13 protein-coding genes are annotated in these 12,745 nt (G+C 38.0%); 7 read left to right on the forward strand and 6 right to left on the reverse strand.

From position 1 onward, the window contains the following. Nucleotides 1-2: 2 nt before the first annotated feature. Genes ACST15_RS07075 through rpmH form a run of 3 tightly spaced genes read right to left on the reverse strand, consistent with a single transcriptional unit; the run spans nucleotide 3 to nucleotide 2,274 of the window. Nucleotides 3-1,673: a S41 family peptidase gene (locus ACST15_RS07075; RefSeq protein WP_459453968.1), complete on the reverse strand. Its 1,671-nt coding sequence runs from the start codon at nucleotides 1,671-1,673 to the stop codon at nucleotides 3-5. Further along, complete coding sequence (rnpA, locus tag ACST15_RS07080) at nucleotides 1,654-2,058, reverse strand: ribonuclease P protein component (protein WP_459453969.1); 405 nt, start codon at nucleotides 2,056-2,058, stop codon at nucleotides 1,654-1,656. The genes ACST15_RS07075 and rnpA overlap by 20 nt, the downstream gene beginning before the upstream one ends. Before the next feature lie 60 nt (nucleotides 2,059-2,118). Next, a complete protein-coding gene (gene rpmH / locus ACST15_RS07085) occupies nucleotides 2,119-2,274 on the reverse strand; it encodes a 50S ribosomal protein L34 (protein WP_109324196.1) in 156 nt (51 codons plus the stop codon). Nucleotides 2,275-2,497: 223 nt separating this feature from the next. Here rpmH and ACST15_RS07090 point away from each other — a divergent pair, with 223 nt between their 5' ends. Then, complete coding sequence (locus tag ACST15_RS07090) at nucleotides 2,498-3,274, forward strand: glycosyltransferase family 2 protein (RefSeq protein ID WP_459453970.1); 777 nt, start codon at nucleotides 2,498-2,500, stop codon at nucleotides 3,272-3,274. A gap of 111 nt (nucleotides 3,275-3,385) precedes the next feature. Here the strand turns inward: ACST15_RS07090 and rpsJ are convergent, their stop codons facing one another. Together rpsJ and ACST15_RS07100 are read right to left on the reverse strand one after the other, a co-directional pair. Next, nucleotides 3,386-3,691, reverse strand: coding sequence for a 30S ribosomal protein S10 (gene rpsJ, locus ACST15_RS07095; protein WP_130895342.1), 306 nt, complete (start codon nucleotides 3,689-3,691; stop codon nucleotides 3,386-3,388). 230 nt (nucleotides 3,692-3,921) lie between these two features. Next, nucleotides 3,922-6,129, reverse strand: coding sequence for a tetratricopeptide repeat protein (locus tag ACST15_RS07100; RefSeq protein WP_459453971.1), 2,208 nt, complete (start codon nucleotides 6,127-6,129; stop codon nucleotides 3,922-3,924). 217 nt (nucleotides 6,130-6,346) lie between these two features. On the opposite strand from ACST15_RS07100, the gene atpD reads away from it, so the two are divergent. From atpD to ACST15_RS07130, 6 genes are all read left to right on the forward strand, one after another. Next, a complete protein-coding gene (gene atpD / locus ACST15_RS07105; protein WP_459453972.1) occupies nucleotides 6,347-7,864 on the forward strand; it encodes a F0F1 ATP synthase subunit beta in 1,518 nt (505 codons plus the stop codon). A gap of 9 nt (nucleotides 7,865-7,873) precedes the next feature. After that, nucleotides 7,874-8,104 (forward strand): F0F1 ATP synthase subunit epsilon, encoded by a 231-nt coding sequence (locus ACST15_RS07110; protein WP_109324192.1) that lies wholly within the window; start codon nucleotides 7,874-7,876, stop codon nucleotides 8,102-8,104. 4 nt (nucleotides 8,105-8,108) lie between these two features. Then, nucleotides 8,109-8,645 (forward strand): hypothetical protein, encoded by a 537-nt coding sequence (locus tag ACST15_RS07115; RefSeq protein ID WP_459453973.1) that lies wholly within the window; start codon nucleotides 8,109-8,111, stop codon nucleotides 8,643-8,645. A 103-nt stretch (nucleotides 8,646-8,748) separates the two neighbouring features. Next, on the forward strand, nucleotides 8,749-9,207 hold the full coding sequence (locus ACST15_RS07120; RefSeq protein ID WP_459453974.1) for a MarR family winged helix-turn-helix transcriptional regulator: 459 nt from the start codon (nucleotides 8,749-8,751) through the stop codon (nucleotides 9,205-9,207). A gap of 61 nt (nucleotides 9,208-9,268) precedes the next feature. Then, nucleotides 9,269-11,059 carry an acyl-CoA dehydrogenase family protein gene (locus ACST15_RS07125; protein ID WP_459453975.1) on the forward strand — a complete coding sequence of 597 codons (1,791 nt, stop codon included), beginning with the start codon at nucleotides 9,269-9,271 and terminating at the stop codon, nucleotides 11,057-11,059. Nucleotides 11,060-11,161: 102 nt separating this feature from the next. Further along, entirely contained in the window at nucleotides 11,162-12,061 is a 900-nt protein-coding gene (locus ACST15_RS07130) for an OmpA/MotB family protein (RefSeq protein WP_459453976.1), read from the forward strand. A 51-nt stretch (nucleotides 12,062-12,112) separates the two neighbouring features. On the opposite strand, the gene ACST15_RS07135 is transcribed toward ACST15_RS07130, so the two are convergent. After that, nucleotides 12,113-12,427: a LytR/AlgR family response regulator transcription factor gene (locus ACST15_RS07135; RefSeq protein ID WP_459453977.1), complete on the reverse strand. Its 315-nt coding sequence runs from the start codon at nucleotides 12,425-12,427 to the stop codon at nucleotides 12,113-12,115. Nucleotides 12,428-12,745 lie beyond the last annotated feature (318 nt).

Here is a 12,745-nt window from a genome sequence, read left to right on the forward strand (position 1 = left end):
ACTTATTTTCCGGCCAAAATCGATTGAAAACGATTACTCTGTTCAAATAATTTTAAAGCTTCCCGAATGGAAGGGTCTTTAGAAAATGACCACTCATTTATCCCTTTTTGAAGGTAATAATGCTGGACAATTTCTTGTTCCAAAAGGGTGCTAATATCTGATTGATAGGCTGTCAATTCCCGATCTATATTAGAGGCCCATTCCCTTCTGAAGTTTTGTAGAGCTGGTTCCATGCTCGCATAGGATTTGTCCTTTTTAGCTAATTCACTTATGACATGAAACTGCTTTTCAATCTGGCTTTCAAATTTGAAATTTTGTTTTTTTAACCAAGCACAAAAGGCTTGATAATCTGTGGAATTCAAGCTGAAATCCTTGGCAGGCGGAATACTCGGGTGAGTACTACGAAAAAAACATGCATACAAGAAAATCATATGTTGCTTTTGTAGCGCATTGGTGAAGGGTGATGTACTGATCCTTTCTACCGTAATATCAGGCGTAATCCCTCCACCATCAACCACTTTACGGCGATTTTTGGTATAAAAAGTTTTACTATTGGAATCTTTGAGTGCAACCGCACTACCATCTGGATTTCGATGTTGATAATCAATGGCTTGAATACAGCGACCGCTTGGAATGTAATATTTTGCCGTTGTTATTTTCATTTTGGTACGGAAAGGCAAATCGCGGGTTACTTGAACAAGCCCTTTCCCAAAACTTTTTTGACCAATTAATACAGCTCGGTCGTAATCCTGCATCACGCCAGCCACAATTTCCGAAGCAGAAGCAGAATGATTATTAATTAGAATAATTAAGGGTAAATCTGGTTCAGTGCTAGGATTTAGTGCATTATAAGTTTTGTTCCACTCTTCAACTTTCCCTCGTGTGGAAACAACCTCTGAGTCTTTTGGAAGAAAAAGATTGCAAATGTCCACTGCTTGGGTCAAAAGCCCCCCCGGATTTTCCCTTAAGTCTAAAATTAATTTCTTCATGCCCGCTTGTTTCAAACTTTGCAAGGCATTTTTTAATTCTTTGGCTGCAGAGGCATTAAAATCCTCTAATAATATATAACCTACTCCAGGTTGAATGATTCCCGAATAGACTACATTTTTAATTTGAACAGTTTCCCGATTAATATTAATTTCTTGCGGAATGCTTTGCCCATTTTTTATAACCTTAACCACTATTTTAGTTCCAGCTTGTCCACGCAATAACTTAGATGGATCTGCTTCCGGTTTATCAGATAGGGCTATACCATTCACAGAAATAATTTGGTCGCCTATTCCCAAACCTGCTTTTAAGGCAGGGCTGTTTTCTTCAATGAATGAAATGCGGTAAGTATCATTGATTTCAGCCAAAACAATTCCAATTCCCTGATATTTACCAGTGGTCATGGTTAAGAAATCTTCTAGCTCATCTTCCGGATAAAAAACGGTATATGGGTCAAAACTTTTCAATAAGGCATCAATGGAAGTTTTAACGGCTTGATTGGGATTAACTTCATCGACATAAAACTTATTTAACTCCTTGAATACAGAAGCATATATATCTAGATTTTTAGCAATCTCAAAGAATCGATCTCCCGGGGAATTTAATGCTAAAACGCCAAGTATACTGATTCCTGAAAGAGAGGCGATGAGCCATTTTTTGATGGTCTTAGGCGATTTCTGTGGCATCTTTTTTGGTATTGCTAAATTCTTGCAAGACTTGTTGCATTTTTTTATTGATCTTTTCAAAAGACTCAATTGTAGAAGCAATATAAACAAAAGCCAGAAAATCTGGCAATTTCTCTTTGCCTTCTCCTATATGAAATCCTTTATTTAGGCGATATGCTTCCCGTATTCTTCTCTTGATGAGATTTCTATCTACCGCTTTTTTGAATTTCCGTTTGGGTACCGAAATGAGAATTTGAGGAAATTCCAATGGCTGAGGGCCGAATTGATATAAAACTCGAAAAGGATAGACAAACCGTTGTGCTACGATTTGACTATCCTTTTGGAATAGTGAATCTATGATTTTGACTTGCGTAAGTCGCTCGGATTTTTGAAAAGTAAACTTCACGGCATAAAACTTGTTGTACAACTAAGTTAACCCGAAATCTTCTTTCCTAAGATCTAAGGCTTATTTTCCTCTCTTCTCGTCAGAAACTGAAAGTTTGTGACGACCTTTAGCGCGACGTGCTGTTAACACACGACGACCATTAGCTGTAGACATACGCTCACGGAATCCGTGCTTATTTTTTCTTTTTTTAACCGAAGGTTGAAAAGTTCTTTTCATTTCTTTAACATTTAAATATTCGAAATTGATTCGAATTGGGTTTGCAAAGGTACAAAAAAAATATTTTTAACAAAGCCCTAAGTATAAAAAAATAGAAAGAGTTTTTTAGCGGGGGATTTAAGCCCAATTAATTTTTCATTTGGTTTTAGTAATCCTACCCCAAGGACCATATGCTCGTAATTATTCCCAATTTCATCCGACAATCTATATCTTTGTGAAATCTATGCATTTACCCAAGGTTTCCATCATTACTGTTTGTTATCAATCTGCTGCTACTCTCCGACAAACCATCGAGAGTGTCTTGGCACAGGATTATCCTAATGTAGAATATTGGGTGATTGATGGAGGTTCAAAAGATGAAAGCCTGTCTATTCTCAAGGAATACGAAGGAAGGATTCACTATATCTCGGAAAAAGATCATGGGATTTATGATGCCATGAATAAAGGAATAGCACGAATAACAGGTGATATTGTAGGTATGATTGGTGCAGATGATTTTTATCCAAGCAAGGATGTTATTTCTTCTGTGGTCAATTGTTTTGAAGAAAAAGGAACCGATACGGTTTATGGAGATATTCAATTCGTAGATCCAATCAGCGGAGCGTTGGTTCGTTTTTGGTCAGCCGGTGAATACCAACGCAATAATTGGTTGTGGGGCTGGATGCCTCCTCATTTATCCTTTTATGCTAAAAAATCAGTGTATGATGAAATTGGGTCATTTAGAACCGATTTTACATGCGCTGGGGATTATGATTGGATGCTGAGAGCCTTATATAAAGCAAAAAAAACGGCAGCTTACTTGCCAAAAACCTTGATGACCATGCGAAATGGAGGCACGAGTACGGCTTCTTGGAAACATCGTTTGGTGGCTAATCTAGAAGATCGTCAAGCATGGAAAGATAATGGACTTCAACCTTACTTTTTTACTTTGTTCCTTAAGCCCGTTCGTAAGATATTTCAATTATTTAATTCGGAGAAAAAAGCAAGAAGGCCAGTATAGGCTTTCATAAGCGTATTGCTTTTGAAAATTCAGTGAACTTTTAGTCTATTTTGACCATAAAAAAAGGTCTTCATATTGCTATAAAGACCTTTTTTTCGGAATCTGAAATCATTAAACTTTGATTTCAACATCAACTCCTGATGGTAATTCCAATTTCATCAACGCGTCCACAGTCTTAGCTGAAGAAGAGAAAATGTCAATTAAGCGCTTGTAAGTGCATAATTGGAATTGCTCACGCGCTTTTTTGTTCACGTGTGGTGAACGCAAAACAGTGAATTTCTCAATCTTAGTAGGAAGTGGGATAGGGCCAGAAACAACTGCTCCTGTGGCTTTAACCGCCTTAACGATTTTTTCAGCTGACTTGTCAACCAATGAATGGTCGAAAGATTTCAACTTGATGCGAATTTTTTGATTCATATTGTTTGGTTCATTAAGTGAATAGGAAGCGAAAGAACCATTTACTCCGTTTCCCATACTAGCTTAGATGCAAAGGTAAGTCAATTTTCTAAACTAGCCAAGAACTGGTAAGCGATTAGTTGTCAGGTATTTTGTTAAATGACTTGCCATGTTATGACTTGATTGAAAAATGGCTTTACTAGCTAATCACTAATCCCTCAACACTAATCCCTTAAACTAATCTCTCATCTCTAGTTGAATTTCTGTCTTTTTAGGGCCTTTTCTTTCGCTTGTACAAAAGCAGTTGCATGGCTTTGGTATAAGATAGGATCTAATTTTTTCAATTGATTCATAGCCTCTTCTGCATAGCTTATTTCTCCTTGTTGGAATGCCTCTAAGATATAAAGTGGATAGAACTCAGCTCGATCTTCATTCCACTGGATGGCCGCCAAAGTTGCCTGATATGCCTCTTGATGCTTATTGGATTGGTGAAGCAAGGGCAAGGCTTGTTGCAAAATCCCTAAACTAAATGGATAAGATTGAATAGCAGCAAGGGCTTGTGATACATTATTTAATTTGACTTTAGCTTTTACTTCTAAAAGTTGTTTTTTCCAATGAGAAAGAATAAATCGATATTCTTGCGCCTTGATATCATTTTCTTTCTGCATGAGTAAATCCAATTTGTTTAGGGCTCTCAATGGGTGTTGATGGTAATAGTCTTGCCAAGCATCCATGAAGGCTATTTCAGGAAATTTTTGTAGCCACTGGGGGTCTTTGAGATAATTCTGAATGGGGTAAACCAAAGATCTGCCTTGAAAAAATAGGCTAGCATTGAATAGTAAGGCAAAATCTCGAACATCCAATTGGGCTTCCTTTGTATCCTGAGCAAAATTTGCAGGTAGTTCTTTTTTATTATTCCAAAAACGTGCAAGTAAATTGCTCTGGACTGCATGATCACGACTTAAAGACCAACTTTCCAAATCTTCCTTGCTAGCTAATTTGCTTCCATGGCGTACATCAAAATACATCAGGTTGGTCCAATTTATGCTGTTTTTGGGGGCTAATTCTTTGGCTAAAACCAAGTAATATGCTGCGGAATCAATTTGTTTGATTTGCTCATAAACCCGACTGAGCTGCGTTGCGATTTGAGAGCTCTGGGGAAATAGTTGGTATGCTTTTTTGAGCGTAAATAGGGATTCAAACCATTGATTTTCATTGCCATAAATATTGGCCAAGGCAACAAAACTTTTCTCTCTGGGATGTCTTATTTGACTGGTCTGCAAATAATAGGCTTGTTTTTCCGTATCACCAGCGGCTTGAGAAATACGTGCCAAACTCAAATTGCTTTTTTGATTGAGCTTACTATGTATCATAGAATTTTTGTAGGCCAATTCTTCCAAAAAACGATCGCCAACAAAATGTTCCACATCACCTTGCTCATTATAATAAGCAGCAACTACCTGATGCCAGGCTGTGCCTTGACGGGCAAATACCCAGGATACGCAAAGGATAAACACCCCGATTTGAATTAAATAAATCGGGATAAAATGGGCCTTGTGTACCACCTTATAAATGGGCAAATTATTTTGAATGGGCTCTTTGAAATTAGTCCATAAAAAAACAGGGTAAAGTAATGCCATGGAAAGATGGGTCATCAGGGTCCAACTCTCTATGGCCCGAATCCCGACTTCATTGTTATTCCATAAAATTGGAATTAAAACCGAATGACTTAGTAAAAATAGCGCGCCAAATAATTTCTGATTTAAGGGTGATTCATATCGAAGGATTCGAAACATGCCCAGCGCCATACTGATTTCAAAGATGATGAAGGCTGGGACATACAAGGTGGAAGTCCACATGCCCCATAAATTCCCCATGCTCAAAATGAGGTTAATGCCATAGAACAACATAAATCCAGTAAATTTCTTTTGGCTAGATTTTTTATCGGGACTATGAGAAATTTCTAGAAGAAATGATGGGATTGCTGAACTAGATAATACGGTATGCAATGCCATGGACACGAATGCTAGGCAGATCCAAGGGCTATGAAAAAAGCTAAGCCATGCCCCAATTTCCAAATTCGAATTTCTCCAAAACAAGATACCCACCCACAGAAATAGCCCCAATAGGATTTGTCGCCATGAAACTTTTGACCAGACTTGAATGAATTGTCCCAGCCAAACCAAACCCAGCATAGCCATGAGGCCCCCTATCACCATTGGCCAAAAATTAGGGGCTATGGTTTGAACATAATAATGTTGGCGAACCAAAAAAATCGTAGAGGATATGGGTTCTCGTGATTCTGGGAATAACGAAACTGTTTGAGGGATTAATTCACTGACTTCCTCCCAGTCCAAGGCCTCCATTCCGCCCCAAATGTATATTCCTAGGCTAATGGTGCTAAGTAGGGTGGAAAAGATAAACCAAATAGTTGGTATATGATCAGTTCGTTGTTTCATGAATTGAAAAAAAATAGACAGTGGCTACATAACGTAAATTTCTGCATAAACTTTAATTCATTCAAAGAAAAGGGCAGATATCGACAAAAAATAGCAAAAAAATACAAACTTCGGTTTTGCTAATTGGAATTTACCGACTAATTTTGCAATCCGAATGTTTATAGCATTCGATTCAATAACAATTCTTAGTTTTTAAGCTAACAAATTTATTTTTCAAATGGCAAACGCAGTTAATAAAGGAAAAGTAGCTCAGGTAATTGGCCCCGTAGTCGATGTAAGCTTTGAAGGTGAAGGCTCTCACTTACCAGCTATCCTAAATGCACTTTCTGTTACCAAAACCAATGGTCAGGAACTTATCTTAGAAGTTCAACAACACTTAGGAGAAGATCGAGTAAGAACCATTGCGATGGAAGGTACGGAAGGACTTCAACGTGGACAAGAGGTAATTGACAAAGGAACACCGATGACAATGCCAACGGGTGATGGAATTAAAGGCCGTTTGTTTAATGTAGTTGGAGAAGCCATTGATGGTATTACTCAGCCAAAATCAGCTGGTGGATTACCCATTCACCGTTCTGCTCCGAAATTTGACGAGTTAGCTACTACTACAGAAGTTTTATTTACAGGTATCAAAGTAATCGATTTATTAGCTCCATACGTAAAAGGAGGTAAAATTGGTTTGTTTGGTGGTGCCGGTGTAGGTAAAACAGTATTGATCATGGAGTTGATCAACAACATTGCGAAGGCATACGAAGGTTTGTCAGTATTTGCAGGAGTTGGAGAGCGTACTCGTGAAGGAAATGACTTATTACGTGAGATGATTGAATCTGGCGTTATTAAATATGGTGAGGAGTTTAAGCACGCGATGGAAGCTGGTGAGTGGGATTTGACGAAAGTGGATGAAAACGAATTAGTTAAATCACAAGCAACCTTAGTGTTTGGTCAAATGAACGAACCTCCAGGAGCACGTGCTCGTGTGGCTTTGTCAGGTTTGACAGTTGCAGAACACTTCCGTGATGGTGATGGAGAAGGTCAAGGTCGTGATATCTTATTCTTCATTGACAACATCTTCCGTTTTACTCAAGCGGGTTCTGAGGTATCAGCCTTGTTAGGTCGTATGCCTTCAGCGGTAGGTTATCAGCCAACTTTGGCAACAGAGATGGGAGCGATGCAAGAGCGTATTACATCTACAAAACGTGGATCTATTACTTCAGTTCAGGCGGTTTATGTACCTGCGGATGACTTGACTGACCCGGCTCCGGCAACAACCTTTGCTCACTTAGATGCTACCACCGTACTTTCGCGTAAAATTGCGGAGTTAGGTATTTATCCAGCGGTGGATCCATTGGATTCTTCTTCACGTATTCTTTCTGCGGAGGTTTTAGGAGCTGCGCATTATAATACAGCTCAACGTGTTAAAGAAATTTTGCAACGTTACAAAGAGTTACAAGATATCATTGCTATCCTTGGATTGGATGAATTATCGGAAGAAGATAAATTAGTAGTATCTCGTGCTCGTCGTGTTCAACGTTTCTTGTCTCAACCATTTTTCGTGGCTGAACAATTTACAGGCTTAAAAGGCGTTTTGGTAGACATCAACGATACCATCAAAGGTTTCAATGCCATCATCGACGGTACTTACGATCACTTGCCTGAGGCAGCGTTCAACTTAGTAGGTAGCATAGAAGATGCCATAGAAAAAGGTGAAAGATTGTTGGCAGAAGCTGCAAAATAAAAAATAGATATGTTTGTAGAAATTATTACACCCGACCGTAAAGTGTTTTCCGCAGAAGCTTCTGTGGTTACTTTGCCTGGCGTTAATGGTTCCTTTCAAATTTTGAATGATCACGCAGCTTTAGTTAGTACTTTGAAAAAAGGCTTACTAACGGCCGACAAAGAATCATTTGAAATTGAGGGAGGAGTTGTGGAAGTATTAAATAATAAAGTGCTTATCCTTGCAGAAGGCGTTAATTAATTCCATGAAAAACTTAGCCATTGTATTTTTTGCTGTAGTCCTTTTAAGTAGTTGTTCACAACAAGCTTATTTGACTGGTTCTTTGATGACTTTGATCAAAGAAAACCAACTTCCTTTAGAGAAGATTCAGTTTTATAATGACAATGCCCTTTTTCTGGAAAGAGAGTTGAATGCCTCTGATGCCAATGTCAAATCTGGTAAGATTATATTAATCAATGGTAAGTCGATCAATCGCGTGACATTAGAACAACAAACTCCTGGTGTTTTGGTAAAACAGGCAAATGATCGCTTATTAATTTCCTTTGAAGCAGGAGCTGGCGAAGAAAAAAGTTTGCATTTCGGACCAGTGGTTGGTGAAAGAGGAGAATATTATTACCAATTGGTTGATGATACAGGAAGTCCAACTTTCTCTCGTTTGAGTTACGATGGAAATAAGTACTTACTCTATAACAAAAAGAAAGTTCGTTTGATGATTATGAAGTCTTCTTTCTCCGGTTTAAAGGTGAATAGCAAAAGAATGCGCGGTAATCGTGTGAGATAATCATAAATATTTAGGAATTTTGAAAATAGGATGCTTGCATCCTATTTTTTTTTGTTTCATTTTTACGTAATGGTATGCAAGCATACTAAATAAGATTTTTACTATGAAAGCAGAAAGTACATTTGATTTTCAAATTAAATCAGCCTGGTATGCCATCAGTCGCATGTATAATACATACGCCGCTCAATTTGACATGTCCATGGCTATTGGATATGTATTACTGCATATTGACAAGGATGGCACTCCAGCTACCAAAATTGCTCCGGCTTTAGGATTGGAAGCCAGAAGTCTAACCCGTATGTTGAAAACCTTGGAAGATAAAAAATGGATAAGGCGAGAGACTAATTATGCTGACAAGCGCGTTGTAAAGATATTCTTGACAGACCTAGGTAAGAAAAAAAGGGATGTGGCGAAACAGGGGGTTATTTTATTTAATGAAAAATTATTTGAGCGAATTGGTGCCGAACAGGCTCAAGAGTTCTTCAAGGTAATACAATCGATTAATCAGTTCTTGGATGAAGATGCAACAGAAATTCTTCAAGCGCTAAATCAAAAGGTATAATTACACGCATCAACAAACATTGAAAAGCATTACATTTCATCAACAATAAAATTCAAATACCATGTCTACGAACAAAACAATGAAAGGGGGAGAGTTTTTAATTCGCCCACTCTTGCCTGAGGAATTATTTATTCCTGAAGAGTTTTCAGAGGAGCAGAAGATGATTGGTCAGACCTGTATTGACTTTATCAAAACGGAGATCCAACCTCGTTTGGAAGAAATGGATGGTGCCAAAGATAGTTCTGTCATGGTAGATATGATGGATAAGGCTGGAAGTTTAGGTTTACTTGGAACTTCGGTACCAGAAGAATATGGTGGATTTGGAATGGATTTTAATACGTCCATGTTGGTAGCGGAGGCATGTGGTTCTGGTCATTCTTTTGCTGTAGCTTTATCCGCTCATACGGGGATTGGTACCCTTCCTATTTTATATTATGGTACAGAAGAACAAAAACAGCACTATTTACCAAAATTAGCCTCGGGTGAGTGGAAAGCAGCCTATTGCTTAACGGAACCTGATTCAGGCTCAGATGCCAATGCGGCGAAGTCGAAAGCCGTGTTATCGGAAGACGGAAAACATTATCTGATCACAGGTCAAAAAATGTGGATTACTAATGGTGGCTTTGCCGATGTATTCATTGTTTTTGCCAAAATTGGGGATGATAAGAATTTGACAGCCTTCTTAGTGGAAAAAAGTTTTGGTGGTATTACCATGAACGAGGAGGAACGTAAAATGGGTATCAAGGGTAGTTCAACAAGACAAATTTTCTTCAATGATTGTCCTGTCCCAGTGGAGAATCTACTTTACAAAAGAGAAGGAGGCTTTAAGATAGCTGTTAATATCTTGAATATAGGTCGGATTAAATTAGCCGCTGCAGTTATTGGTGCAGGAAAGCGTGTTATTGATCAAGCTGTGCAATATGCTAACGACCGTAAGCAATTTGGCCAATCATTGCATCAATTTGGAGCTATCAAGTATAAGATAGCGGAAATGATTATTAAGAATTACGCTAGTGAATCGGCCTGCTACCGTGTTGGGCAAAATATTGATGATACCATTGCTGAATTAAAGGCCTCAGGAATGAATGATTCAGAAGCCAAACTAAAAGGGGTGGAGCAGTTTGCCATTGAATGTGCCTTGTTAAAGGTACATGGCTCTGAAACCTTAGATTATTCAGTAGATGAAGGTGTTCAAATATATGGAGGAATGGGATTTTCTGCCGAGGCCCCTATGGATAGAGCCTATAGGGATTCCAGAATCAATCGAATTTTTGAAGGTACCAATGAGATTAACCGTTTGTTAGCAGTCGGTACCGTCATTAAACGCGCAATGAAAGGGGAGTTGGATATTATGACGGCAGCTATGGCCGTAGGGAAGGAGATATTGGGTGTGCCAGATTTCTCAACCTCAGTTCCAGAGGGTGTATTTGGTAAGGAGTATAAGGTGATTGCCAATTTGAAAAAGGCCTTATTGATGTCCGCAGGAGGAGCCTTGCAGAAGTATACTACTGAGATTGAAAAAGAGCAAGAAATCCTGATGTCACTAGCCGACATGATGATAGAAATTTATGTTGCTGAGTCAGTTTTAGTTAGAGTAGACAAATTAATTCAACAAAATGGCGAAGCAGCCAATGAAATTGCTAAAGAATGTGCCCTTGTTTATTTACATGAAGCAGTAGACAAAATTCACCACCATGGTAAAGAGGTAATTACAGGTTTTGCCAGCGGAGATGAGTTAAACGTTATGTTAATGGGATTGAAGCGATTTACAAAAATTGATCCAAAAAATTTAAAGGAGGCTAGACGTAAAATCGCAGAGGCTGCTATTCTAAAAATGGGCTATATTTTTTAAAAAAAAATAAAAATAAGGATAAGTTTTAGCGATTAGATTCATACTTTTGTGGCAATTATTTTTTAAACATTGAGTCATTAACCCCCAAACCGAATCATCATTATGAAAAAATTACTTTTAGTAATCGCTCTGATGCCGTTTTTCTTCTCTTGTGCAAGCAAAAAGAAAATTGCTGATTTGCAATCACGTTTAACTGAGCTACAGGCTAGTAGTGACCAATCGCTTGCAAAATCAAGAGCAGATCTTGCTGATTGTCAATCTTTAACAGCTAGTTTACAAGCTGAAATTAAAAAGAGAGATGCGGAGTTAGAAGCAAGAACAGCTTCATTGAAGAACTTGCAGGAGCAATTAGATTACATGAAAAGAACAAATACCAATTTGTTAGATCGTTTATCTGATTTGTCAGTGATCAATAAATCAGGTGCTGAAAGTATTCGTAAGTCATTAGATGCCTTGAATGAGCAGGGAAAATACATCAAAGACTTGAATTCGACGATCCAACGCAAAGATTCAATCAATTTATCATTAGTAATGAATTTGAAACGTTCTTTAGCTGATGTGAATGATGAAGATGTAACAGTAGAAGTTAAAAAAGGTGTAGTTTATATCTCGATTTCAGACAAGTTAATGTTTGCTTCAGGTAGCGCCGTTATTAACACAAAGGCTGAGGCAGTTTTAGCTAAAGTTGCTAAAGTGGTGAACGATCATAAGGATTTAGATATCTTAGTAGAAGGCCATACAGATAGTGTACCTATCTCTACAGATTGTATCAAAGATAACTGGGATTTAAGTGCTAAGCGTGCTACTTCGGTTGTTCGTTTGTTGCAAACTAAATTCTCTGTAGATCCTGAGCGTATGACGGCAGGTGGACGTGGCGAGTTTGAACCACAAGCAGAAAATAAGAGTAAGTCTGGACGAAAGATGAACCGCCGTACGGAGATCATCGTTACTCCTAAGTTAGATCAATTCTTTAATTTGTTAGCTCCTCCTTCTGGAAAGTAATCAGATTATAAGACACTATCATAGAAAAGGGCCTCAATTGAGGCCCTTTTTTTATTCGAAATGTTTTTTAACTAAGTCTAGCTTTCGTCTAGAAACGGGAATTTCGTTGCCTAAAACTGTTGTCAAGGTGTTAGTGCCTTGAAAATTTTGACTTGAAATATTCTCTTTATTCACTAGGTATGATTTATGTGCCCGCAAAAAAGGGTTCATACGTAATTGAGATTCAAATTTCTTTAAAGTTTTGGCAATGGTGATTTGTTTTTTGTTTTTAAGGAATACGATACTGTAATTTCCTTTCCCTTCGATGAACACAATGTCCTCTACCGGGCATTGGTCTATGCTCGGCAATTTAATGTCTTTTTTCATAGGTTGATTATAGTTAAAATAGGTAGTGTAAATGTACTTAACAAACAGTAAATTTCTGTCCTGCATTTATCTAGCGGTAAGTATTCAATTTAAATGGTTATTGAATTTTAGATTCTCTCATGCTCAATAAATTTTATTTTATTAGGGATGTAAGGTTTTTCCGGTGCCTTCGAGTACCTCAGGCACCTATTTTTGTCAAGGTTCTTGAGGTTTTTGCTGTGCATTCGAGTACCTCTGGTACTGGTTTTTGTCATTACTTTCATAATCTTTTTCGGTGACTGAGGTTCTCGAAGTCACCTATACATTTGCTAAGTACTT

This window comes from Aquirufa sp. Wall-65K1 (assembly GCF_054558475.1).

Bases quoted from the DNA above. Each gene is read 5' to 3' on its own strand.
- ACST15_RS07075 (WP_459453968.1), bottom strand. From the start codon at position 1,673: ATGCCACAGAAATCGCCTAAGACCATCAAAAAATGGCTCATCGCCTCT.
- rpmH (WP_109324196.1), bottom strand. From the start codon at position 2,274: ATGAAAAGAACTTTTCAACCTTCGGTTAAAAAAAGAAAAAATAAGCAC.
- ACST15_RS07090 (WP_459453970.1), top strand. From the start codon at position 2,498: ATGCATTTACCCAAGGTTTCCATCATTACTGTTTGTTATCAATCTGCT.
- rpsJ (WP_130895342.1), bottom strand. From the start codon at position 3,691: ATGAATCAAAAAATTCGCATCAAGTTGAAATCTTTCGACCATTCATTG.
- ACST15_RS07100 (WP_459453971.1), bottom strand. From the start codon at position 6,129: ATGAAACAACGAACTGATCATATACCAACTATTTGGTTTATCTTTTCC.
- atpD (WP_459453972.1), top strand. From the start codon at position 6,347: ATGGCAAACGCAGTTAATAAAGGAAAAGTAGCTCAGGTAATTGGCCCC.
- ACST15_RS07110 (WP_109324192.1), top strand. From the start codon at position 7,874: ATGTTTGTAGAAATTATTACACCCGACCGTAAAGTGTTTTCCGCAGAA.
- ACST15_RS07115 (WP_459453973.1), top strand. From the start codon at position 8,109: ATGAAAAACTTAGCCATTGTATTTTTTGCTGTAGTCCTTTTAAGTAGT.
- ACST15_RS07120 (WP_459453974.1), top strand. From the start codon at position 8,749: ATGAAAGCAGAAAGTACATTTGATTTTCAAATTAAATCAGCCTGGTAT.
- ACST15_RS07125 (WP_459453975.1), top strand. From the start codon at position 9,269: ATGTCTACGAACAAAACAATGAAAGGGGGAGAGTTTTTAATTCGCCCA.
- ACST15_RS07130 (WP_459453976.1), top strand. From the start codon at position 11,162: ATGAAAAAATTACTTTTAGTAATCGCTCTGATGCCGTTTTTCTTCTCT.
- ACST15_RS07135 (WP_459453977.1), bottom strand. From the start codon at position 12,427: ATGAAAAAAGACATTAAATTGCCGAGCATAGACCAATGCCCGGTAGAG.